Raw genomic sequence first — 22,939 nt, 5'->3', positions numbered from 1 at the left:
GAAGAGAGATGACGATGACCAACTCCGACAGTGCCGTGCGCACCGCAACCGTGCGTCGCGTGGTGACCGCGGTCGACGACGCCGGCCGTTCCTATGTCCTCTCCGATGGCAATGCGCCCAACGTGTTCCGGTCGGACAGCGTGGCCGGATTCGGGGCCGCCCAGGTGTGGACCACCCAGCCGGGTCCCGTCGACAACGACGGGTCGGCCGATCCGGCCGATGCGGGTACCCAGATCCCGATGTATCCCGACCTCGGCGGCACCATCTTCCGGGTCGCGGACTTCCCGCCCGACAGCGCGTATCAGGAATCCGGCAAGGAGGGGCTCTTCTCCGACATCGGCGGCGAGCACGCCCGCGAGGAAGCCACCGCCAGTGCCGATCGCCACTTCTGGTTCCACAAGACCGACTCGATCGACTTCGCCGTCGTCCTCGAGGGCGAGATCTGGCTGTTGCTCGACGACGGCGAAACCCTGCTGCGCGCAGGCGATGTGATCGTGCAGCGCGGTACCGCGCATTCCTGGTCGAACCGCACGGATCGCCCGTGCCGCATGGCCTTCCTGCTGCTCGGTGCCCTGCCGACCACGTCACCGGCGGTCGAGTCCGCGTCGGTGATGGAGTCGTCGTGACCGCCCCCGCCGCGCCGGTGCTCTGGGCACCCGACCCGCACCGGCACGGGCGTGAATTCGCGCGCTTCACCGACTGGCTACGGGAGTCCGGGCGCCTCGACCATCCCGGCATCCTGACCTATGCCGATGTGTGGACGTGGTCCACCACCGATCCCGAGGCGTTCTGGCGATCGTTCGCCGAGTTCGCCGGGGTCGCCGTCGACACACCGATCGACACGCCTGCGGTACCACGGTCACTACCCGGGCACGGGTGGTTCCCCGGCACCACGATCAACTATGCGCGACACGCACTGGGCGACGCCGATCGCCACGGGGACGCGGTCATCTCGATCGACGACGTCGGGAACACCGCGACCACCTCGTGGGCCGAGCTGCGTCGCCAGGTCGCCCAGTTGGCGGCCTTCCTACGGAATTCCGGTGTCCAGCATGGTGATCGGGTCGCGGCGGTCCTGTCCAACCGGGTCGAGGCGGTGGTCGGGCTCCTCGCCGCGGCGTCGGTCGGCGCCATCTGGTCGGTGGTCTCACCGGAGTTCGGCACCGAGGCGATCGTCTCGCGACTGCGTCAACTGGAGCCGGTCGTGCTGCTGGCGGCCGGCGGCTACCCCTACGGTGGGCGCATGCGCGATCGCACAGATGTGCTGGGCGAGGTGATCGGCGAGTTGCCGGCGCTCCGCGAGATCGTCTGGGTGGCCGATCCGCCGGCCATGCACACCGGTGCGCGACAGACATCGTGGGCCGCAGCGACCTCCGGGGATCACCCCTGGGTGGCCGACGACCTCCCCTTCGATCACCCGCTGTGGGTGCTGTTCTCCTCCGGCACCACCGGTGTGCCGAAAGGCATCGTCCACGGGCACGGCGGGGTCGTCCTCGAACACCTGAAAACGCTGTCCCTGCACGCGGATCTGGGTTCCGGCGAGCGGCTCTTCGTCGTCGGGTCCACCAGTTGGGTGGTGTGGAACATGCTCGTCTCCGGATTGCTGCGCGGCGCGACCATCGTGCTGTTCGACGGCAATCCGGGATACCCGAGCGTCGACCGGATCTGGGAGATCGCCGCCACCCACCGGGTGTCGATGCTCGGTCTGGGTGCCGCCTACGTCCACACGAGTATGCGGTCGGGCCTCGCTCCCGGCCGCGACCACGACCTGTCGTCGTTGAGGATGATCCAGGTGACCGGATCTCCGCTGTCGCCCAGCGCATTTCGCTGGATTTACGAGCAGGTCGGCGAGGATGTCTGGCTGGCGTCGGTCAGCGGCGGTACCGACGTTGCCGGGATCTTCCTCGGCGGCGCACCCGGCGAACCGGTCCGCGAGGGACGCCTGCAACCACCGGCACTCGGGGTTGCCGCTGCCGCATGGGATCCCGACGGTCACCCCGTCGTGGATCAGGCCGGCGAGCTCGTCATCACCGAACCGATGCCGTCGATGCCGTTGTACTTCTGGAACGATCCCGACGGCTCGCGGTACCACGACAGCTACTTCGCCACCTATCCCGGTGTGTGGCGGCATGGCGATCTCATCGAGTTCGCCGCCGACGGCAGTTCGGTCATCGTCGGCCGCTCGGATTCCACGCTGAACCGCAACGGGATTCGACTCGGACCCGCCGACCTCTACAACGTGGTCGAGTCGCTGCCCGAGGTCGTCGAGGCACTCGTGGTCGGGGTCGAGGAGTCCGACGGGTACTACATGCCGATGTTCGTCCAACTCGCCGAGGGCGTGGATGCCGACGCCGCGATCCCCGCGATCACCACGGCCATCCGGTCGGCGCTCTCGCCGCGATACGTGCCCGACGACATCATCGCGGTATCGCGAATCCCGCACACCCGCACCGGCAAGAAGCTCGAAGTGCCGGTCAAACGACTCCTGTTGGGCAACTCCGTCGAGCAGATCGTCGATCCCGGTGCGGTCGACGACGTGTCGCTCCTGACCGAGATCGCCGAGTCCACCGCCGGCCGACGCCGGGAGGTGGTGTCGTGACCGTCGCCGACTCTGTTGTCGCCATGCTCGCCCGCGACGCCAGCCTCGCCGGGTACGGCATCGATGTCCTCTACGCGTCCGACGGGTATGCCAAAGCGCAGATGACCGTCGACGAGTCCCGGGCGAACGGTCACGGCATCGCACACGGGGGAGCGGTCTTCGCACTCGCCGACACCGCTTTCGCCTGCGCGGCCAACAGCCGACTCGCCGACACGGTCACCGCGGGCGCGTCGATCACCTACTACACGCCCGCCCACATCGGCGACGACCTCGTCGCCGACGCCACCGTACGACACCTCGAAGGACGCCACAGTCTCGTCGACGTGACCGTCCGCTGCGGGGAACGGGTGATCGCCGAATACCGCGGCCGCGGTGCGGTGATCCGACCCACGCACACTAACCCAGAGAAGGACAGGTCGAGTTCATGAAGCAATCCGTCTTTGTCGTCCCGGCGGTGGTCGAGGTGGCCACGCGGCGCGGCCTCTTCGACGCGTGCGACGTCGAGGTGGACACCCTGATGGTCCGGTCGTCGCACGAGCAGCGCGCTCAACTCGACGACGGCACGGCCACGGTCGCGATCACCGCATCGGACAACCTGTTCGTCTGGAACGCCGACGGATCCGACATCCTGTTGATCGGACAGATTGAGACGACCACTGACTTGTCGTTGATGATGCGGCCCGGTGTCCCCAGTCTCCATGACGCCAGGCCGCTTCGATTGGCGGTGGATGCCCCGACCAATGGCTTCGCTATCGTCGCGTACGCGATGTTGTCGGCGTCGCAGGTGATCCGTGAAGACTACGAGATCGTCGAGATCGGTGGCGTGCGTGAGCGTTTCGAAGCGCTTTCCAACGGACGTGCGGACACTACGCTGCTGGCACCACCGCTCGACGAGGTCGGTCGAGTGCAGGGGATGAGTGTCGCGATGACTATCGGTGAGCTCACGCCGTCGTACCCTGGTCTCGGTATTGTCTCTGGTCGTCGCACAACCGGAGAGCAAGCGGACGAGATCGAGCGCTACCTGCGCGCCTTGACAATGGCCAATATCTGGATGCGGGAAGCCAACCCATCCGAGGTCGAAGAACTTCTGGGCGCGGCAGGTATGGGGCCGGCCGCGGTCGGCTCGGCGATTGCCAATGCGCCCGAAGACCTCTCGCCGCACCCTGACGGTTTGCGAACGCTGGCTGCGCTGCGCGAGTCGGTGGGCATGTCGGTCGAAGCCGCTCCCGATGTGGGTGCCATGCTTGGGATGTGTGGTCGGTAATTTCCCCGGCTCAACTACGCCCACGAGCGCATCCAATCCGGGGCACGCGTCAATGGAGTTCGCTCTTTGTCACCTTTCCGGTGGCGTTGGTGGGGAGGCGGTCGAGGAACTCGATCGAGCGTGGGGCTTTGAAACCGGCCATGCGCTTGCGGCTCCACGAGATCAGTTCGTCGGCCGATATGACCTCTCGCGCAACGACAAATGCCTTGCCCACCTGACCGAGTCGCTGGTCGGGCACGCCGATGACGGCGACCTGGTCGACGGCGGGATGTTCGAGGAGGTAGCCCTCGATTTCGGCGGGGTAGGCGTTGAAGCCGCCGACGATGAACATGTCCTTCTTGCGGCCGATGATGCGTAGCCTGCCGTCGACGAGTTCGCCGAGATCGCCGGTGTGGAGCCAGCCGTCGGGGTCGATGGCTTCGGCGGTGGCCTCGGGGTCGTCGAGGTAGCCCTGCATGACGTTGTACCCGCGGATCAGGACCTCGGCGTCGACTGCGATGCTGATCTCGATTCCGTCGCAGGGCTTTCCGACAGTAGTGGCGATCTGCTCGAAGGTGTCGCCGGGCCGTGACGCGGTGGCGGTGCCGGCCTCGGTGAGCCCGTAGCCGGTCATGATCGTCTCGAAGGGCAACTCGTGCTTGATGCGACGGATCAGGTCGACCGGGATGTCGGCGGACCCGGTCACCGCAGCGCGGAGTGAGGAGAGGTCGTGAGAGCTGTCGTTGGCCGAGAGCAGTGACTGGTAGAGCGTTGGCGGACCGGGCAGCATAGTGATCTGCTCGGTCTCGATCAGATCGAGGACGCGATCGACGTCGAGGACGGCCATCGGATAGATGGTTGCGCCGCGGAGGAATGACGCGATGAGGCCGGCCTTGTAGCCGAACATGTGGAAGAACGGGTTGACGATGAGGTAGCGGTCGCCCTTACGGAGGTCGGCGAGGTCGCACCATTCGCTGAACAACCGCAGTACTTGGCGGTGATTCATCATGACGCCCTTGGGACGACCGGTGGTGCCCGAGGTGTACATGATGTCGGCGATATCCGAACCCGCGACCACGGCCTCGAAAGGATCTCCGCCGGAGAGGAAGTCGCCGGTGATGTCGATGACCTGGACGCCGGACGGGGCGTCGAACTCGAGTCCGAGGAACCCGGGCTGGACGAGTACCGCCTTGGCGCCGCTGCGCACGAGGATGTCGGCGGCTTCGTCGTGCCGGTAGCGAGTGTTGATCGGGACGAGGGTGGCGCCGGCGGTGAGCAGTCCGAACACCGCGACGATCCATTCCGCCGAATTGGGTGCCCAGATCGCCACCCGGTCACCCTTGCCGATCCCGATCTCGGCGAATGAACCGGCAGCGCACCGAATTCGGTCCACCGCTTCGTGGAGGGACCAGCGAATAGCCCCGTCGACGCCCGCTTCGCCACCCCCGAAGCGCTCGCCGGACGAGAGGACCATCTCGGGGATGGTCTGGAAGGTCATACCTTCAGTAGCCGGGCCATGTTGCCGCCCATGACCAGCTTCTGGTCCTCGAGTGGCAGGTGCTCGATGTGGCTGATGTAGGTCGTCGGCTCGGCAAGGCCTTCCGGATGCGGATAGTCCGAACCGAACAGCACCCGCTCGGCGCCGATCAGTGCGGTCAGCTTGCTGAAGTCCTCCTCCCAGAACGGGCTGACGTGAATGCTCTTCTTGATGGCCGCCACCGGATCCTGCATGCCGAATCCCTCGGGCGCCTTCTTGTACACGTCGGTCAGCGTCTGCAGGACGTGTGGTAACCAGCTGGCGCCGTTCTCGATCACGGCGATCCGCAACTCCGGGAAGCGGAACAGCGCACCGTGGCACACCCACGACGCGACCGCGTCCTGGATCGGCCGCCACTCGCTCACCATGCGGAAGGCGTTGGTGACGAAGGGGAGCATCTCGGCTCCGGTGCCATCCCAATCCTGGTTGTAGCGCGCGTATCCGCTGTCCGAGGAGTGCTGGGTGACGAGCACGTCGAGTTCGACGACACGCTTCCAGAACGGATCGAACTCGGGCAGCGCGAACGACCGCGGACCCTTGTAACCGGGGACCGGTGCGGGCCGCACGAGGATCGCCTTCGCGCCGCGCTCGACGCACCACTCGAGTTCCTCGATGGCCTTGTCGACGATCGGTAGGCTGATGACCGGAACGGTGAAGATCCGCTCCTTGAAGTTGAACGACCAGTTCTCGTACAGCCACTGATTCAGCGAATGCACCACAGCATGAATCAGTTCCGGATCGTTGCGCATCCGCTCTTCGACGAGGCTGGCCAGCGTCGGGAACATCAGCGTCCGGTCAATGTTGAGCTCGTCCATCAGTTCCAGGCGCGGGCCGGGCTCGCGGAAGGCCGGCGGCGACTTGATCGGTTTGCCGAAGATCTCGCGCTTGCTCTTGCCTTCTGGGTTGCCGTTCTTGAAGTAGTCCTCCATGGCGCCGGGACGTGCCACGACGTCGAAGGTCGGGTTGGGGATGTATTCGCTGATCTGACCCTGAATGGCGATCTTGGTGCGGCCGTCTACCTCGACGTACTGGATGGCCTTCTTGTACTTGTCGGGGAGGAACTGCGTGAGCGCCTCCTTGGTCTCGTAGAGGTGGTTGTCCGCGTCGAAGAGCGGATACGGCAGCTGGCTCGATGACATGTGTAATTCTCCTTCGCTTCTGATGAGAATACTATTCTCTCTATTGGGTACTGGCAATGTCCTGACGGATACGGAATTTCTGAATCTTGCCGCTCGGGGTGCGCGGAAAGTCGTCGACGACGTGAAGTTGTTCGGGCCATTTCTGTTTGGCCAAGCCGACTTCGGCGAAGTGGGTGCGAAGTTCGTCGAGGGTCGGCGCGCCATGATCGGGCCGCAATCGGATGACGGCGGCGGCCCGCTCGCCGAGTCGATCGTCGGGGACTGCGATGACCACCGCATCGGCCACCGCAGCCATGCCCAAGAGAACCTCCTCCACCTCGAGGGCGCTGATGTTCTCGCCGCCGCGGATGATGATGTCGGACTTGCGGTCGGTGATCTTCAGGTAGCCGTCGTCGTCGACGACCCCGATGTCGCCGGTGTGATACCAGCCGGCGTCGTCGAACATGCGGGCCGTCAGATCGGGGTCGGTGTAGCCCAAGCAGAGATCTGGTCCGCGGCTGAGGATCTCGCCGTCCTCGGCCAAGGTGATCTCGGTGCCGGGCAGCGGGCGCCCGTCGGTGTGCAGACGCTTGTCCTCGGGGGCGTCGTACCACGATCCGGTGATCGAGGGGTGCTCCGTGCTGCCGTACGAGCGGAAGACGATGATGCCGAGTTCGGCGAGCCGCGTGGTGACGGCGCTGGGTACCGATGACCCGCCCAGTCCGGCGTAGCGCATGAAGGGCAGGTGTTCCGGGGTGAAGTCCGGATGATCCAGCAGGCTGGTCATGTAGTAGGTGGCGCCACCGCCGACGGTTACGTTCTCATCGCGCATCAACCGCAAGGCCTGCCCCGGGTCCCAGACGTCGGTGAGGTTGATGTCGGTGCCGTCGACCACCGGGATGGTGAACGCGTTGATCATGCCGATGAAGTGACCGACCGGCGCGGCGGTGAGCTGGTGGCCTCGATCGGGCGGGTACCAGTTCGCCAGCTGTCGGGTCTCGTGCACGAGCGAATAGTGATTGTGCAGGACCCCTTTGGGGTTGCTGGTGGTTCCCGATGTGAAGGCGATGAGTGCGGGTGTCGACGGGTCGATCGGGATGAGCTCGTCGAGTGGTTCGTCGTCGAGGAGGTCGCCGAAGGTCTGGTCGATCACACCGACGATCGGGACATCGGCGCACACCGAGAGATCGTAGGTGATGTGCCCGAACGACTCCGGGGTGATGAAGACCTTCGGCCGGACCTCTCCGAGGATGTAGGCAACCTCCTTGCGTCCGTAGAAGTGGACGATCGGCACCACCGCAGCGCCGAGAAACGATGCCGCCCAGAACGTTGCGGCTGCCTCCATCCAGTTTGGCAACTGGAAGGCGACCGCATCGCCGGGTCCGACGCCGCGCCGACGGAGCCCGGCGGCGAGTCGTCGCGCAACGAGGTCGACGTCGTGGAATGTCCCCGAGAAGGGCCGGACCGCGGAGTGGATACGGAATGGGGTGTCCGGCGCTGCCGCCAGGCCGGTGCCGATGATGTCGCCGAGCGTCTCGTGCGTCCACCAGCCATTGGCCAGGTACTTCTCGGTGAGTTCGGTCGGGATCTGTCGTGTCATGTTGCAACCCCCGGGCTGGTGATAAGGTTCTCTGAAATGAGAATAGCAATCTCACAAGAAGAGAGTGAGTTAAAATGGTGAAGCTGGAGATCGTCGACGGTCTGGCGGTCATCACCATCGACCGGCCGGAGGCCCGCAATGCGATAGCCCCGGCCACGATGGACGAACTCGACGACGCCATCGACGGCGCGGCCGGCGCGAAAGCGCTCGCCATCACCGGCGGCGGCGACCGGGTATTCGTTTCCGGTGGCGACCTCAAGGAGCTTGCCAAACTCCGGACCCTCGACGACGCTCGGGCGATGGCCCGCCGAATGCGGTCGATTTGCCAACGCCTGGTGGACTTTCCGGCCCCGGTGATCGCCGCCCTGAACGGACATGCACTCGGCGGTGGTGCCGAGTTCGCCAGTGCGGCCGACATTCGGATCGCCGCCGACGACGTCAAGATCGGGTTCAACCAGTCGACTCTCGCGATCATGCCGGCGTGGGGCGGGGCCGAACGTTTGGTGACGATGGTCGGTCGGTCACGGGCGATACTGCTGGCCGGCACCGGGCGTCTGCTCACCGCCGCCGAGGCGCTCGAGATCGGGCTGATCGACGAAGTCTTCCCGCGCGCGGACTTCGACGAGGGTTGGCGTGCGGTGGCGCAGTCGCTGGCGACCGCGCCCGCGGCCGGCATCAAGAAGGTCATGTCCGGGGCGACAGCCGAGGAGGCGGTCGACGAGTTCGCGAAACTCTGGGTGGCCGAGGAACATTGGGCTGCCGCCGACCGGGTGCTCAACCGGCGGTGACGATGGAAGCGGAAGTACGGCGGTGTCCGCTGCCCGATCGCCGGGTGGGGATGGTCGGCCTCGGATCGATGGGCGGACCGATCGCCGCCAACTTCGTCATCGCGGGACAACCTCTCGTCGTGGCCGATGCCGATCCCACCGCGGTACAGCGGTTCGTCGACGCGCATCCGGACCAGGCGACTCCGGGTTATCTCGGCGACTGCGATGTGCTCGTATTGTCGCTGCCGACCAGCGATGTGGTCGACGAGGTGGTGCTCGGCGACAATGGCCTGCTGCGCAACCTGCCATCGGGAGCAACGATCATCGACATGGGCAGCAGCATTCCCACACGCACGCAGGCGCTTGCCGCGGCGGCCGCCGACGTGGGGGTCGCGGTGATCGACGCCCCCGTGAGCGGTGGGGTGGCGCGGGCCGTCGCCGCCGATCTCGCGGTGATGGTCGGCGGTCGGCCGGACGATGTCGATGCGGTGCGTCCTCTTCTCGCCGCCACTGCCCGCGAGATCATTCATGTCGGGCCGGCGGGCTCGGCACACGCTGCCAAGGCATTGAACAACCTGCTGTCGGCGGTCGGTCTGGTGGCGGCAGCCGAGACCATGGTCGCGGCAACGGCATTCGGTATCGAACCCGCGGTGATGCTGTCCGTACTGAATGCGAGCAGTGGGCGGAACCAGGCGACCGAGACCAAGTTCGGTCCCTACGTGCTGAGCCGGACCTTCGATTCGGGCTTTGCCGCCGGCTTGATGAACAAGGACATCGGTATCGCCCTCGATCTCATTCGCGAATGTGGGCTTCGCCTGGATGTCGCCGAAACGTTGGGGGAGACGTGGTCGGCGGCGACCGATGCCGTCGGGCCGCGCGCGGACCAGACCGAGGTCGTGACGGTGCTTGAACGCCTGGCCGGTGTCGAGCTCCGATGAGCGGTCTTGTTGTACGACAACCGAAACAGAGATGATCCACGAGGAGAACGTCATGTCAGTCACGTCCACAACCCGGTCCGGCGGTCGCGCGGTGGCGCAACTGTTGCTCCGCGGAGCCGTCGGATCGACCATGATCGCCCACGGGCTCAAACACGGTCGATCGCTCGACGGCACCGCGAACTGGTTCGGCTCCATCGGCTTTCAGCAGCCTCGCCTGCAGGCGCAGGCCAGCGCGGTCGTGGAGGTGGGTGCCGGTGCCGCACTCGTCGCCGGCGCGGCCACTCCGCTCAGCGCCGCGGCAGTGGTGGGCACAATGGCGGTCGCAGCCCGCTCGGTACACCTCACGAACGGTTTCTTCATCACTGCGGAAGGGTGGGAGTACGTGATGAACCTGGCCACCGCGTCGGTGGCGCTCGCTGCGTTGGGCGCCGGGCCGCTCAGCGTGGACCGGGTGACCGGTCTCGACCGTTTGCTTTCGGGTAAGCGCGCGGCGGCGGTGGCTGCCGGAGTGGGAATCGGCGCGGCTGGAGCGCAACTTGCGGCGTTCTATCGTGCACCTACTTCGTGAGTTGCCTTTGGATGGCAGTGGCCTCGATGCGCTCGGCTCCTTCGTCGCCGGGCTGATCCGACGAGTCCCCCACAGGCTGATCGAGTAGCGAGGAGCGCTAGCGACGAGCGTATCGAGATCCCTTGCGCGCGAGGTGGCCTCGATGCGGTCGTCGCAAGCTCCTCCCTGATCCGACCAGCGGAATGGGGCCTCGACCAGCGGAAAGGGAGATCCGCGGAGGGGAGGCTCGGCCGGGGGAGAGCGTGGTTACGGCAGTTCCACCTTGGCGGCGAGCCAACGTCCGTCGACGAGTTCCATGGTCATCTCCACGCGACTCCGGTCGATGCGCGGTTCGGGGGTGCCGGCGTTGCGCACCGACTGGTCGACGAACAGGAGCACGACGACCTTGGTCGGCGAGGCCGATTCGACTCCTGACGCGATGACCTTGCCCTGTGCCTGCGCCTTGTTGTCCACCAGGAGTTGGCGAAGCTGGGAACTCGACTTGGCGTACATGGACTTGAATTCGCCGGTGGCGCCGTCGAGAACCGCGGTGAAGTCTTGGTCGATGGAGTCGGCGCTCACGCTGGTGAGGGTCACCGCGTAGTCGCGGGCGACGCTCTGCGCGGCCGATGCGGCGTTGTCGGTGGCGCGCTCGGACTTGTACTGCCACCCGGCCCAGCCGCCGAAGGCGAGTGCGGCCACGGCCACGATGGCCAGCACGACGACCCCGATCCGACGAGAGCGGCGTGATGTCAGGCGCTTTCGGAACTGACCACGGTCCGGGGCCTTCTCGTTGTCTTGCTCCGTTGCGTCGTCGGTCGCAACGGAGGTATCGACGGATTCGTCGACGATCGGGTCGGCGTCGTCGACGTCGGTGTCTCCGGGAGTGGCGGTTGTCGTGCTGCTCATCGGATCTCCTCTTGTTGTGGGCTGGGCTGTTGGGTCAGGGAAGTGCTGGGCCGCCGAAGGGCAGCGGAATCGATTGCGGTCCTTGCGGTGTCGGGTTCGTTCGGGCGTCCGGTGCCATCCCCGGGGGAGGTCCGGCGGTGTCGTCGCCCGGCGGGCGGGGAGCGTTGCGCGCACCACGGATCAGGACGCTCGGATCGTCGTCGGGGCAGTAGGTGTTGAGGAACGGCTCGGGAAAGTCGGGCCTCGACGCCGGCAATCTCGGGAGCTGGTAGTCGCATGAGTTGCGGGGGTAGATGTTCACGGCGGCCCAGACCCCACCGTCGCGCATCGTGGTGGTCAATGCGTGCAGCGCCGAGCCATCGCGGTTCTGCGGGAAGAAGAATTCGTTGAGTGCGGGAATTCGGAGATAGGCCAGTTGGGTGACCGTGGCGAGATTGCCCAGCAGCTGCACCATGGTCGGCGAGTTGTCGGCGATGATGTTGTCGACATCCTTGAGCAAGGGGGGTGTGCGGGTCAGGAGGGTGTGAAATCCCTTGGGGGTACGTGCCACCCCGGTCATGATGTGGTCGAGATTCTGCGACGTGGTCGTCAGCGCGGGACCGGCCTGTCCCAGGGTGGTCAGGACGGTGCGGCTGGTCGTGAGCAGTGAAACGGTCTGCGGCATAACCGAATCCAATGTGGAGATCAAGAAGGTGCCGCCGTCGATGATGTTCTGGAGTTTCTCCGGTCCGGCCGGGCCGACACCGAGTTCTTGGCTGATGGTCTGCAGTTTCCGCGGGTCGATCTGCGCCAGCATGCCGCTCATGTCGTCCATCAGGTCGGCCAGCGGCAATGGTGTTGATGTCCGGTCGGCGTCGATCGTTGCTCCGTCGGTCAGATACGGACCCCGATCGCTCGACGGCCGGAAGTCCAGATACTGTTCGCCGGCGAACGAGAGCCCGGCGACCCGCACCTCACCATTGACGGGAATCTGGACCGACGAGTCGATGGCGGCCACAGCGACGACATCATCGGTTCCGAGACCGACGGAGACAACGTGACCGACAGGCACACCGCGCAAGGTCACCTTACGGTCGGCGAGTAGTCCGCCGGACTCCGTGAGATGGACACGCACGGTGATCGTGTTCGCGGTCGGCGAGGTGTGGAACACGCCGACGACGAGATAGCCGATGCCGAGGAGCATGATCACGACGAGCCCGATCGCCGACAGCAGCAGCCGATGTCGCACTCCGGTGCGGACGGCTTTGGTCACCGCCCGTGCCGGTACATCGCCGGCGCGAAAGACGCTGGGGGTCTGAGAGGTTGCGGTCATCGTGGTGGTGTCAGCTTCATCCGGAGTCGTTGCAGGGTGTAGGCGAGGGTGCCGGCGAAGTTGTCGGCGTCCGACAGGTCGGGGATTCGGCTGCCGGGGTCGGCGTGATGACGCGGATCCACCAGGGCACCGATCGCCAGATCCTGTAGGTCGGCATCAACGTGTGCCGCAGTGGAATTGGTGATCTTGATGACCGGTGCCAGCAGGTCGTTCATTGCCTCGACCTCGACTCCGGGAGCGGTGGCGGCCCGGTTCAACTCGAAGGAGATGCGGTTCAGGTTGGCGGCCAGATGCTGGGTCTCGCCGGTCTTGATCGACGGAAAGCGTTCGAGTGTGGTGCTGATGTGTCCGATCTGATTGACCAGGCCGAGGATCTCGTCGGTATGTGCGGCAACCACATCGAGGGCGGGTCCGGCCGCCGCGATCGCGTCGTTGAGTACCGCCTTGCGATTCGACATCGTCGTGACCAGACGGTCGGTTTGGGCCAGCGCGGACCGGATCTCCCCGGACCGACGCGAGAGCGTCGAGATCAACCGGGTCGATCGGGCGATGAGGTCTGCCAGTTCGTCGCCACGATCCCCGACCGTGCGGCCCAGTCCGTTGATGATGGTGGTCAGATCACGGAGGACGCCACCATTGACCAGGAGTGCCGAGGTCGCCAGCACCTCTTCGATGGTGGCGGCGGCCGTGGTCTGCGATTCCGGGATGGTGTCGCCGTCGTGGAGTGTCGCGGTCGCGACATTGTTGTCCTTGGGCGGGGTCAACGCGACGAAGACGTCGCCGAGTGGTGTGGCCGAACGTAATTCGGCACGGGTGCCGACGGGCAGCGGCACATCCTGTCGAACTCGCAGCACGACGAATGCCGTGTAGTCTTCGACCCGCATCGAGTCGACCTCGCCGACATCGGCGCCGTTGAGCTTCACCTTCGCCTGCTCGGGCAGGTTGAGCGCATTCACGAACTCGGCGGTGATGGAATAGGATTCGCCGGTTCCGCTGTCCCGCTGGGGGAGCGGCAGATCGCCGAGACCGACACCGCAGCCGGTGGCGAGCAGGCCGGCGAGTGCGACTCCGACCAGCCGGACGGGTGTACGTCTGATCATGGCGTCTCCTTGGCCAGACCCTCGAGCATCGCACTCATGCCGAAGTCGGGCCCGAAATCGCGCAGTGTGCCGGTGTTACATCCGAGTTCCTTGAGTCGCAGCACGTTGCAGACTTCCTTGAGGAGTTGGCTGTCGAAGAACACCTTGTCCAGTTGCGCGTGCACCCGGGCGATACCGTTGCGCTGGTCGATGGCGTTATAGGCGTTGTCGAGCAGAAGTGGTGTCACGTCAAGGAATTCGGACAGCTCCCGCTTGGAGTCGGCCAGCGCCTTGGTTACGGTGTTGGCGCTGGACACGGTGTTGCGCATGGTGGCGCGACGCTGTTCGAGCAGCCTGGTGGCCTCGGCCAGCACCGTGTTGAGTTGGGCGCCGGTGGTGCCCCAGCCGAGTTGCTGCTGGGCGAACAGGTCGGAGAGCTGTTCGATGGTGGAGCCGAAGCGTCGGATGGCGGTGTCGTTACGTGCGGCAGCCTCGCTGAGGGTGGACAGATTGGTCACGGTCGACGTCAAGGCCTCACGGGTGTCGGCGCCCTGGTCGGGTCCGAGTGCCAAAGCCTTCGACAGCGCGGTCAGCGCGGAACGGATGTCGTTGCCATTGCCGGCGGTGGCACTGGTGCCCGCAGAGAGGATGTCATCGATGGGGCCGCCACCGTGACCGTCGCCACCGAGTCCCAGAGCCAACCGGTCGGCCATCGCGAGCGAGCGGTCCACATCGACCGGTGTCTTGGTGTGCGACAGATCGATCACCGCGCCGTCGGCCAGCCGAGGTCCGGTGCGGTACGGAGGCGTCAGTTCGACGTGGCGGTCGGTGAGCACCGACGTCGACACGGTCACCGCGGCGACGTCGAGGGGGATGGGAGTGTCGGCATCGATCGCCATGTCCACCTCGACGGAGGTGGCGCGGGGCGTGATGCGGGTGACTTTGCCGATCTGCATACCGAGCACCGACACCGCGTTGCCCACATAGAGTCCCGAAGCGCTGTCGAACAGTGCGGTGACGCCGATGGTGCGTTGTCTGTCGTCGCGGATGATGCCGACCGCACCCAGCGCGACGAGGGTGATGACGACGATCAGCACGAGTCGTATTCCGATCCTTCTCATCGGCAATCCTTGAAGTACGGCGGAAGATTCACGAGTCCGGCCTGCTTGGAGATCGCGCACATCCAGGAGTCGATCAGTGGACCGGACGGCGAGGTGAAGTCGACCTCGTTACCGGTGCCGGTGGTGTTGGCGAAGTTCCGCACCGATATGGGGAGTACCTGCAGGGTGTTGCGGAGCAGGGCGTCGTTGCGTTTGAGCGACGCCAGCAGCCCGTCGAGGTTGGTGATGAGACGGTTGATGCCGGCGCGGTCGTCGACGACGAGTTGCCGTAGCCGGGTCACGACTTGGGTGGTGGCGGTGAGCATGCGCGTGATCATGATGCGACGGGTCAGTACCGCCCGCAGGAGTTGGTCACCCCGGGTGACCAGTTCCCCGAGGTCGGACTGCTGCTGGCGTACCACGGTGGTGAGTTGCTGTGTGCTGGTGAGGAGTTGACCGATCTGCGTGCGTCGATCGGCGATGATCGTGGAGAGGTTCTCGATGTTGGTGAGTACCTCGGGAATCAGTTGTGGTGTCTGATCGAGTTGGTGGGCCAGGGTGGTCATCGACTGCCCGATCTTGTCGGCATCGACCTGTTCGAACGTGGTGGTGGCGTTCTGTAGCACTTCCTGCAGGTCGTACGGCACATGGGTGTGCGCGAGGGAGATGGTGGCGTCGGGGAGAGAGCCCTTTCCCGACGGCTTGAGTTCGACGTACCGGGTACCCAGCAGGGTGGTGAGTTTGATCGACGCCTCGGTGGTGTCGCCGAGTGCGACATTCTTGTCGACCTCGAGGCCGACGGTGACGAAGGTGCCGGACAGTTCGGTGCTCGTGACCCGGCCCACCTGCACGCCGGCGATGTTCACGCCGTCGCCGGCGGACACGCCTGCCGCCTGCGCGAATTGCGCACGGATATCCCGCCTTCCGGGGCCGCTGGCCTGAATCTGCAAGAGCGCCAAGATGATGACGGCGATGAGGATCAGTGCGCCGGCGCCGATGAGAACCTTGTTGCGGTTCTCCAACGGCACCGACAGCTGCTGTCGGGAGACGTCGCGGATACGTTTGATCACGACAATCACCGACACACCGGTGAATTGGTGATCTTGCCGCCGGGAGTCGCGGCCGCGACCACGGACGGGATCACGGTGCTCAGTGCGGGAATCAGCGTCACATTGAAGTTGCACAGGTACGTGTCGATGTAGGTGCCGGTCTGGGTGACGCGCGCCAACCCCTTCAACAGCGGCGGCAGGTTGTAGCCGAGATACGCGAATGGTTCCTTGTTCGCCAGGAAGTGACCGATGAAGCCGGGTTGACGATCGAGCATCTCCTGGAACTCCGGCAGGGCACCCGCGGCGATCGATGCGGCCCGGTCCACCACACGCGCGGTGGTGTCGAGGGCCGGGAGGAATTCGTTCTCCTTCTCCGACAGCCGGACGAAGATCTCTCGGGAGCGGGTGACGACGCTGTCGACGTTGCCGCGTTGGGCGGCCAGGGTACCGACGATGTCGGAGAGTTTGGTGATGACGTCGCCGAGGATCTCGTCGGGACCGGCGACGGATTCGGCCAGGGTGGACGTCTGGGCGATCAGGGTGGCGATCGACCCGGTGTCGCCCTGGAGGGAACGGATGACCGCGGTGGTGATGTTCTCGATCTGCTGTGGGTCGAGAACCGAGAACAGTGGCTCGAATCCGTTGAGGACGGTGGAGATGTCGAAGGACGGCTCGGTGTGGTCCATCGGGATCTCGTTGTCGTGCAGGGGACCGGCGTTCGCAAACTTCGCCTGCGACAGTCCGAGATAACGCTGCCCGATGACGTTCTGATAGGTGATCGAGGCCTTGGTGTTTCCGTCGACCACCTGATCCGATTCGACGCGAAAGGCCACGCGCGCCACGGTGCCGTCGAGCGTCACCGAGTCGACGCGTCCGACGCGGATCCCGGCCATACGGACGTCGTCGCCGGCCTTGAGCCCGGTCACATCGGTAAAACGCGCGGTGTAGGTGATTGATTGACCGTCGACGCCACGGCGCAGGGTGACGACGACCGTCGAGGTGAGACCGATCGCGATGATCAGGAACACCACGACGCCGATCAGCGGGCGACGGATACTCATCGCGGCTGCTCGTTCGTCGGCGCCGAGGCGGGGGAGACGGTGACGTCGGTGCCGCGGGCCAGCGGCCCCAGCAGCAACGTGGTGGTGACCGGCGGTCCGCCGACCAGTCCGGCGAGTTGGCTCTGCTCGTCGGCGCTGCCGACCGAACCGACGTTGCCGCCCATCGCGACCGGACGGTAGCCAGGGGTCATTCCCTTGCGCTGCATGATGACCGGTGGCGACACGGAGGTCGGTGCCGTACGGCAGCTCGGCCCCTCGAGATTGCCGTAGCGTGGGCAGTCGGCCCGGGTGTAGAGCCGGTGCGGTGTGAACTGGAACATGAACTTCCCCCTGCCGTTCTGCAGTCCCCGCGGCCAGAACTCGGTGAACCACTTGTCCGAGATGACGTTGATCTCGGTGACGATCCCGGTGAACGACGAACTGCCGCGGGCGACGACGTCGACGACCGGTGCCGCGGTCCGGGTGATGGTCAACAGTTGATTCACGTTGTTGTTCATTGCCGTATCGATACGCCCCGCCGTCGTCGAGCCGGCGGCGAGGAAGTCGGTGAGGGCGGATGATTCCTTGACCAGCGTCTGCATCGGCACCACCGAGGAGTGCAGCGCGTCGAGGAGATCGGGGGCCGCGGTGCGCAGTCCGGTGACCGCGGCGTTCAGCGAGACCAGCGTCGACGGTTGGCCCGGTGTCAGGACGGAGTCCAACTGTCGGGTGATCCGATCGAGTTGGGCACCGGCCGCGGCGATGTCGGTGCCGCGGCGGTCGGTGGCCGCCGCGACCGCCGCCAGCAACCCGATGGTCTCATCACCGCGGTCGCGCGCGGACGCGGCGACGATGTTGCGCAACTGAGTCAGGGTGGTCTGGAACTGCTGGGTCTGCTTGGTGGCATCCTCGTCGATCACCGCTCCGTCGGTGATCGCCGGCGCCGCACCGTTGTCGACCAGTTGCACCGATGACACGGCGAACAGATTGCTGGGTACCACCCGGGCGGTCACGGTGCTCGGAATCCCCGCTGCCAGAGCGGGATCGAGATCGATCGAGACGATGTTGGGGGTGGTGGCGGTCTCGGGGGTCACGGCACGCACGGCGCCGACGAGAACGCCACGGAACTTGACGTCGGAGTTCTGCGGCAGGCCATCACCGACATCGGTCAGTTGCGCGCTGACCTGCACGGAGTCGGTAAAGGAGCCATCGGCCTTCAGCCAGATCGCACCCAGGATGACGCTCACGACCACCAGGGTGATGACACCGCTTACCGCGAGTCGTCGCGTGCTGACTCCCCGTGGCCCCTCCTCGATTCCCCCGATCATGGCTAGCCGCTCAATCTCGCGGCAGAAGCTATGCCCCAGAACACGATGGTGAGCAGGAGATTGGCCACGATCATCGCAGAGATCGCGGCGCGCATGGCGCGGCCGGCAGCGGTTCCGACGCCCTGCGGGCCGCCGCTGGCGTAGAAGCCGTAGTAGCACTGCACAGTGGAGGTGATGATCACGAAGATGACCGCTTTGCCGAGCGAGTAGAGAACGTCGACGGGGTTGAGGACCAGCTCGAAGTAGTGCTGATAGGTCCCCCCGGACAAGCCACCGGCGAGGCCGACGATGGTCTGCACTGCAAGGTAGTTGAGTGCCAAGCAGAGGAGGTACAGCGGGATCACCGCGACCACCGCCGCGAACAGCCGGGTCGAGACGAGGTAGGGAATCGGGCGGATGGCGAGGGACTCGAGGGCGTCGATCTCCTCCGATATCCGCATCGCGCCGAGTTGCGCGGTGAACCGGCAGCCGGCCTGTGCGGCGAAGGCCAGTGACGCCATGATCGGGGCGAGTTCGCGGGTGGTCGTCGTGGAGGCGACCATCCCGGCCGCAGGTTCCATGCCGAGGATGTGCAACGCGTTGTAGCCCTCGATGCCGACGATCGCGCCTGCCGAGGCACCGAGCACGATGATCACGCCTGCGGTGCCGCCGCCCACCACGATCGACCCGTTCCCCCAGGTCACATCGGAGATGACCCGCAGTGTCTCCTTGCCGTAGTGCTTGAGCGCCAACGGAATGGCGGCCACGGCACGGAAGAAGAACACCGCCATGTGGCCGATCCGGGCCAGCGCGGTGGTGACGGCCGAGACGCTCCGGACCAGCGGTCGCGCGCCCGGGGGGTAGTACGGCGCCGCCATCAGAATCCGGTCCGCGGGAACAACATCACGTAGAGCTGAGTGAATCCGACATTGACCAACATCAGCAGGATGATGGACGCGACGACGGTGGCGTTCACCGAATTGGCCACCCCGGCCGGGCCGCCACGCGTGGTGAGTCCTTTCTGGCAGGCCACGATCGCGACGATGGCGCCGAACACGACCGCCTTGATCATCGTCAGGATGAAATCGGAGACCGTCGCGAACGAGGCGAACGTGGTGACGAACGTGCCCGGGGTGCCCTCTTGGACAAAGGCATTGAACACATAGCCGGAGAAGAATCCGACGAAACAGATGATGCCGGTGAGTGCGACACTGACCACGACCGCGGCGGCGATCCGCGGTACGACGAGGCGGCGGACAACCGAGAGACCCATCACCTCCATCGCGTCGATCTCGTCGCGGATCTTGCGGGACCCGAGATCGGCGCACACCGCGGAGCCCGCGGCGGCCGCCATCAACAATGCCGCGACCATCGGTGCGCCCTGGCGGATCACCGCGAGACCGCTGGCCGCGCCGGCCAGCGAGGTGGCGCCGACCTGGGCGGCCAGCAGGGCGAACTGGATGGACAGTGTCATGCCGATGGGGATGGCCACGAAGACCGTCGGCATCGCCGACGCCGACGCCATGAACGCCGTCTGCCGGATGAACTCGGCGAACGGAAACCGTCCGGTCACCAGGTCGACGACGAGGTGACGCATGGCCTGCAGACCGAGAACGCATTGTCCGCCAACCGTTTCCAGGGACGCCAGCGGATGACGACGCACATACCCCCGGAACCAGTCGGTGATCTCGGAGTTGGCCGATCGCCGCGGCGCCTCCGGTGCCCGGCCGATGGCTCGGAAGCGGGACGTGGCGCCGCGCGATGGATGGAGGGATCCCTCATGCTCGATGATCGCCATGAGTGTGCCTTTCTGGTGCCCGGTCAGGGCGCGCTCAGATGTACCAGCCGCCGTTGACGCCGATGACCTGGCCGGTGATGAAACCCGCGTGGTCCGAACACAAGAACGTGGCGGCCGCGGCGATGTCCTCGGGGAGGCCGGAGCGTCGGACCGGGGTCATCATGGCCAGATCCTCCAGCTTCGGGATGTGCCCGGCCGCGACTCCCGCCTCGGCCATCGGTGTCGCGATGATCGACGGCGGAATGGTGTTCGCGGTGATCCCCTGCGGCGAGTACTCGAAGGCCAGCGCCTTGGTCAGGGCGATCACCCCGCCCTTCGACGCGACATAGTGCGCGCGTTCGGGCGCACCGGACTGCGCACTCGACGACGAGATGGTGACGATGCGGCCCCAGCCGCCCGCCAGCATGTCCGGGATCATCGACTGCGTGGTGTTGAAGGTGCCGGTGAGATTCACCGCGATCAATCGGTCCCACTCGTGCGCGGGGATCTCGGTGAACGGGGTCTGGGCCTCGATGCCGGCACTGGTCACCAGGATCTCGATCGGCCCGAACTTCTCCCGAACCACTCCGGCAGCCTTGTCGACCGAGGTTCGATCCGCGACATCGACGGTCGCGGCGAGCGCCTCGACACCGTCGCCGCGCAGCCGTTCGGCCACCGATTCGGCTGCGTCACCGTTGACGTCGAGGACCGCGACCCGATGTCCGGCCGCGCCGAGATGCTCCGCGACCGCGGCACCGATCCCGGAACCGCCGCCGGTGACCACCGCCACGCGGCCGGCCGGTGAACCGTTGACGCTCATCAGTTGTCGGTCGCTTTCGGGGTGAACTCGAGGTGCAGGTTGGTGAGGCCACGCAGGATGTAGGTGGGCTCGTAGTCGTAGCGACGAGCGTCGGCGGGGCCGTGATGTTCCTCCGACACCCGGATGTCGGCCATCCGGGCGAGGAACTTCTCGATCGTGACCCGCCCCTCGATCCGGGCGAGCGGCCCGCCCGGGCAGGAGTGGATGCCGCGGCCGAATGCAAGATGTTCGCGCACGTTCGTGCGATCGAGATCGAACTCGTTGGGCTCCGGGAAATGATCGGGATCGCGATTGACCGCTCCGGGGCAGACCATCACGATGGAGCCGGCCGGGATCGGGACGTCGTCGATGCTCGTCGAGTGTCGGGCGACCCGGAAATCACTCTTCACCGGGCTCTCGAGACGAAGTGATTCTTCGATGAAAATCGGGATGCTGTCCGGATCTTCGCGGAGACGCTGCTGGAGTTCAGGATTCTCGCCGATGAAGCGCAGGCCCGCGCTGATCAGCTTGGTGGTGGTCTCCTGACCTGCGGCGAACAAGAACGTCGCCGTCCGCACCACCTCGAACACCTCAGGGGTGCTGCCGTCCTTGTACTTGGCCTGCGCCAGCGAGGTCAGCACATCGTTGCGCGGGTTGCGTCGCCGGTCCTCGATGTAGGCGGTGAACTTGTCGTCGAGCCACTGCAGCGGATTGTCGCTGAGGATCTCGTTGTCCAGGGCGCCGGGCCGGGCGCCGGCGCGTGGGGCGCCGAGGACCACCCGGAACTGCTCATGATCTTCTTCGGGAACACCGAGGAAGTCGGCGATCACCAAGAGGGAGAACGGCTTTGCGTAATCGGACATGATCTCGCAGCTGCCGTTGGCGATGAAGTCGTCGATCAGCTGGTCGGCAAGCCCCGTCATGAACTCCTCGTTCTCCTGGATACGTCGAGGAGTCAGGAGGCGGCTCAGCAGGCCGCGGGCCCGGGCATGATCTGGCGGATCCATGGTGATCATGTGCTCGTGTAGGGGCAGCTCGTCACGATGTGCGGCAATCTGCTCGCTGATGTCGTCGCCCTCGGGTGTGAAGGGCAGGCCGGGGAACGGTCCCGACGGGGAGAGGCAGGAGGAGTAGGTCTCCGGGTCCTTGTACACCGATACCGCCTCGGCGTGACCGGTGATCGTGTACACGCCCATGTGGGGCTCTTGGACGACCGGGCATTGGCTGCGTAGCTCGTCGAAGTACGGGTTGGGGTCTGGGACCAATTCCTGCGAGGTGAAGTAGTTGAGATCGGTCAGTTCGCTGGTGTGGTCTTTCAGTTCGCTCAAGACTCTCTCCTCGATGTCCTAATTCTCCGATATTGAAAATCTGGTTCTCGCATGTGCGGCGTCGTATGCGGACCGGGACCGAAATTCTGGGCTGGTGGATGCTGAGCACTCGCTCAGCACTTGTGACTACAGTTACCACGATGGACAACTGCGGTCAAGATCACAAGATCTTCCGGCAAAGTCGTCTGATCGGGCTACAGTGAGCCCAAGTTGCGATAGGAGTGGTGAGTGGCAACGGAACGGCGAGTCGGGGCACCCGACGCCAGAAATCGGTCGCTTCTGCTGGATGCGGCAGAGCGACTGATGTTGGAAAAAGGTTATGCGGCAGTAACTTCCAGAAAGGTGGCCGAGGGAGCGGGTCTCAAACCGCAGCTGGTCCACTATTACTTCCGAACCATGGATGAACTCTTCCTCGAGATGTTTCGTCGGCGGGCGCAGGCCGGTGTCGAGCAGCAGCGAGAGCTGTTGAAATCTCCCCAGCCGTTGTGGGCGCTCTGGCAGTTCAGCATCGATCCGGCGGTCGCCGCCTACACCACCGAGTTGCTCGCTTTGGCGAATCATCGCAAGGAGCTCCGGGCGAAGATTGCGGAATTCTCCGCCGACCTGCGGCGAGAGGCGCAAGCGGTCTTTGAGGAGGTCCTGCCTCGATACGGCGTGGACCGCGCCCAGATGCCACCCGCCGTTGCGATCGTGATGCTGACCAGCGTCTCGCGCGTGGTCATGATGGAGAAGCTGCTGGGCTTCTCCGACGGTCACCGGGAGACGTTCGAGTTCGTCGAGAAGTATCTCACCGAGCTCGAAGGTGAACCGCAGCAACACTATTCGGCGCCAGCAATCGCCTTCATCTGACCCCGCTCAGTGCTTCAGGGCGCTTTATCGAGGCCAGATGA

The 22,939-nt window shown here is 65.4% G+C and carries 22 protein-coding genes; 8 read left to right on the top strand and 14 right to left on the bottom strand.

Going from position 1 to position 22,939, the window contains the following annotated elements:
* The first annotated feature begins 14 nt into the window (after positions 1–14).
* Genes AAFP30_RS23245 through AAFP30_RS23230 form a run of 4 tightly spaced genes read left to right on the top strand, consistent with a single transcriptional unit; the run spans position 15 to position 3,863 of the window.
* Positions 15–626 (top strand): cupin domain-containing protein, encoded by a 612-nt coding sequence (locus AAFP30_RS23245; RefSeq protein WP_419232396.1) that lies wholly within the window; start codon positions 15–17, stop codon positions 624–626.
* Positions 623–2,599, top strand: a complete 1,977-nt coding sequence (locus tag AAFP30_RS23240; RefSeq protein ID WP_419232395.1) for an acetoacetate--CoA ligase — start codon at positions 623–625, stop codon at positions 2,597–2,599. Before AAFP30_RS23245 ends, AAFP30_RS23240 begins: the two co-directional genes overlap by 4 nt.
* Positions 2,596–3,027, top strand: a complete 432-nt coding sequence (locus AAFP30_RS23235) for a hotdog fold thioesterase (protein ID WP_419232394.1) — start codon at positions 2,596–2,598, stop codon at positions 3,025–3,027. Before AAFP30_RS23240 ends, AAFP30_RS23235 begins: the two co-directional genes overlap by 4 nt.
* A complete protein-coding gene (locus AAFP30_RS23230) occupies positions 3,024–3,863 on the top strand; it encodes an ABC transporter substrate-binding protein (protein ID WP_419232393.1) in 840 nt (279 codons plus the stop codon). Before AAFP30_RS23235 ends, AAFP30_RS23230 begins: the two co-directional genes overlap by 4 nt.
* A gap of 49 nt (positions 3,864–3,912) precedes the next feature.
* Here the strand turns inward: AAFP30_RS23230 and AAFP30_RS23225 are convergent, their stop codons facing one another.
* The 3 genes from AAFP30_RS23225 to AAFP30_RS23215 are packed head-to-tail and all read right to left on the bottom strand — an operon-like array spanning position 3,913 to position 8,097.
* On the bottom strand, positions 3,913–5,340 hold the full coding sequence (locus AAFP30_RS23225; RefSeq protein ID WP_419232392.1) for a FadD3 family acyl-CoA ligase: 1,428 nt from the start codon (positions 5,338–5,340) through the stop codon (positions 3,913–3,915).
* Positions 5,337–6,518 (bottom strand): amidohydrolase family protein, encoded by a 1,182-nt coding sequence (locus tag AAFP30_RS23220; RefSeq protein ID WP_419232391.1) that lies wholly within the window; start codon positions 6,516–6,518, stop codon positions 5,337–5,339. The genes AAFP30_RS23225 and AAFP30_RS23220 overlap by 4 nt, the downstream gene beginning before the upstream one ends.
* 40 nt (positions 6,519–6,558) lie before the next feature.
* Positions 6,559–8,097, bottom strand: coding sequence for an AMP-binding protein (locus AAFP30_RS23215; RefSeq protein WP_419232390.1), 1,539 nt, complete (start codon positions 8,095–8,097; stop codon positions 6,559–6,561).
* A 74-nt stretch (positions 8,098–8,171) separates the two neighbouring features.
* Between AAFP30_RS23215 and AAFP30_RS23210 the strand changes: the two genes are divergently transcribed.
* Genes AAFP30_RS23210 through AAFP30_RS23200 form a run of 3 tightly spaced genes read left to right on the top strand, consistent with a single transcriptional unit; the run spans position 8,172 to position 10,370 of the window.
* Entirely contained in the window at positions 8,172–8,885 is a 714-nt protein-coding gene (locus AAFP30_RS23210) for an enoyl-CoA hydratase/isomerase family protein (RefSeq protein ID WP_419232389.1), read from the top strand.
* 2 nt (positions 8,886–8,887) lie between these two features.
* Entirely contained in the window at positions 8,888–9,802 is a 915-nt protein-coding gene (locus AAFP30_RS23205) for an NAD(P)-dependent oxidoreductase (protein ID WP_419232388.1), read from the top strand.
* Between the two features lie 52 nt (positions 9,803–9,854).
* Positions 9,855–10,370: a DoxX family protein gene (locus tag AAFP30_RS23200; protein ID WP_419232387.1), complete on the top strand. Its 516-nt coding sequence runs from the start codon at positions 9,855–9,857 to the stop codon at positions 10,368–10,370.
* Positions 10,371–10,616: 246 nt separating this feature from the next.
* Here the strand turns inward: AAFP30_RS23200 and AAFP30_RS23195 are convergent, their stop codons facing one another.
* The 11 genes from AAFP30_RS23195 to AAFP30_RS23145 all read right to left on the bottom strand — a co-directional run bounded on the left by AAFP30_RS23195 (position 10,617) and on the right by AAFP30_RS23145 (position 22,049).
* On the bottom strand, positions 10,617–11,258 hold the full coding sequence (locus AAFP30_RS23195) for a hypothetical protein (RefSeq protein ID WP_419232386.1): 642 nt from the start codon (positions 11,256–11,258) through the stop codon (positions 10,617–10,619).
* A gap of 34 nt (positions 11,259–11,292) precedes the next feature.
* Complete coding sequence (locus tag AAFP30_RS23190; protein ID WP_419232385.1) at positions 11,293–12,570, bottom strand: MlaD family protein; 1,278 nt, start codon at positions 12,568–12,570, stop codon at positions 11,293–11,295.
* On the bottom strand, positions 12,567–13,670 hold the full coding sequence (locus tag AAFP30_RS23185) for an MlaD family protein (RefSeq protein ID WP_419232384.1): 1,104 nt from the start codon (positions 13,668–13,670) through the stop codon (positions 12,567–12,569). The genes AAFP30_RS23190 and AAFP30_RS23185 overlap by 4 nt, the downstream gene beginning before the upstream one ends.
* Positions 13,667–14,770 (bottom strand): MCE family protein, encoded by a 1,104-nt coding sequence (locus AAFP30_RS23180; protein WP_419232383.1) that lies wholly within the window; start codon positions 14,768–14,770, stop codon positions 13,667–13,669. Before AAFP30_RS23180 ends, AAFP30_RS23185 begins: the two co-directional genes overlap by 4 nt.
* Entirely contained in the window at positions 14,767–15,819 is a 1,053-nt protein-coding gene (locus AAFP30_RS23175) for an MCE family protein (RefSeq protein ID WP_419232382.1), read from the bottom strand. The genes AAFP30_RS23180 and AAFP30_RS23175 overlap by 4 nt, the downstream gene beginning before the upstream one ends.
* Before the next feature lie 5 nt (positions 15,820–15,824).
* The gene (locus AAFP30_RS23170) at positions 15,825–16,859 is read right to left on the bottom strand and encodes an MlaD family protein (RefSeq protein ID WP_419232381.1); all 1,035 of its coding nucleotides are present in this window, start codon (positions 16,857–16,859) and stop codon (positions 15,825–15,827) included.
* A complete protein-coding gene (locus AAFP30_RS23165) occupies positions 16,856–18,085 on the bottom strand; it encodes an MlaD family protein (RefSeq protein WP_419232380.1) in 1,230 nt (409 codons plus the stop codon). The genes AAFP30_RS23170 and AAFP30_RS23165 overlap by 4 nt, the downstream gene beginning before the upstream one ends.
* An 83-nt stretch (positions 18,086–18,168) precedes the next feature.
* Positions 18,169–19,023, bottom strand: a complete 855-nt coding sequence (locus AAFP30_RS23160; RefSeq protein WP_419232379.1) for an MlaE family ABC transporter permease — start codon at positions 19,021–19,023, stop codon at positions 18,169–18,171.
* A complete protein-coding gene (locus AAFP30_RS23155; protein WP_419232378.1) occupies positions 19,023–19,943 on the bottom strand; it encodes an MlaE family ABC transporter permease in 921 nt (306 codons plus the stop codon). The genes AAFP30_RS23160 and AAFP30_RS23155 overlap by 1 nt, the downstream gene beginning before the upstream one ends.
* A gap of 34 nt (positions 19,944–19,977) precedes the next feature.
* Positions 19,978–20,742, bottom strand: a complete 765-nt coding sequence (locus AAFP30_RS23150; RefSeq protein ID WP_419232377.1) for an SDR family NAD(P)-dependent oxidoreductase — start codon at positions 20,740–20,742, stop codon at positions 19,978–19,980.
* Positions 20,742–22,049, bottom strand: a complete 1,308-nt coding sequence (locus AAFP30_RS23145; protein WP_419232376.1) for a cytochrome P450 — start codon at positions 22,047–22,049, stop codon at positions 20,742–20,744. The genes AAFP30_RS23150 and AAFP30_RS23145 overlap by 1 nt, the downstream gene beginning before the upstream one ends.
* Positions 22,050–22,277: 228 nt before the next feature.
* Here AAFP30_RS23145 and AAFP30_RS23140 point away from each other — a divergent pair, with 228 nt between their 5' ends.
* Complete coding sequence (locus AAFP30_RS23140) at positions 22,278–22,898, top strand: TetR/AcrR family transcriptional regulator (protein ID WP_419232375.1); 621 nt, start codon at positions 22,278–22,280, stop codon at positions 22,896–22,898.
* Positions 22,899–22,939: the final 41 nt, after the last annotated feature.

It is taken from the genome of Gordonia sp. CPCC 205515 (assembly GCF_048537925.1).
Lineage (GTDB): Bacteria > Actinomycetota > Actinomycetes > Mycobacteriales > Mycobacteriaceae > Gordonia.
This window is presented reverse-complemented; position numbering and strand designations above follow the sequence as displayed.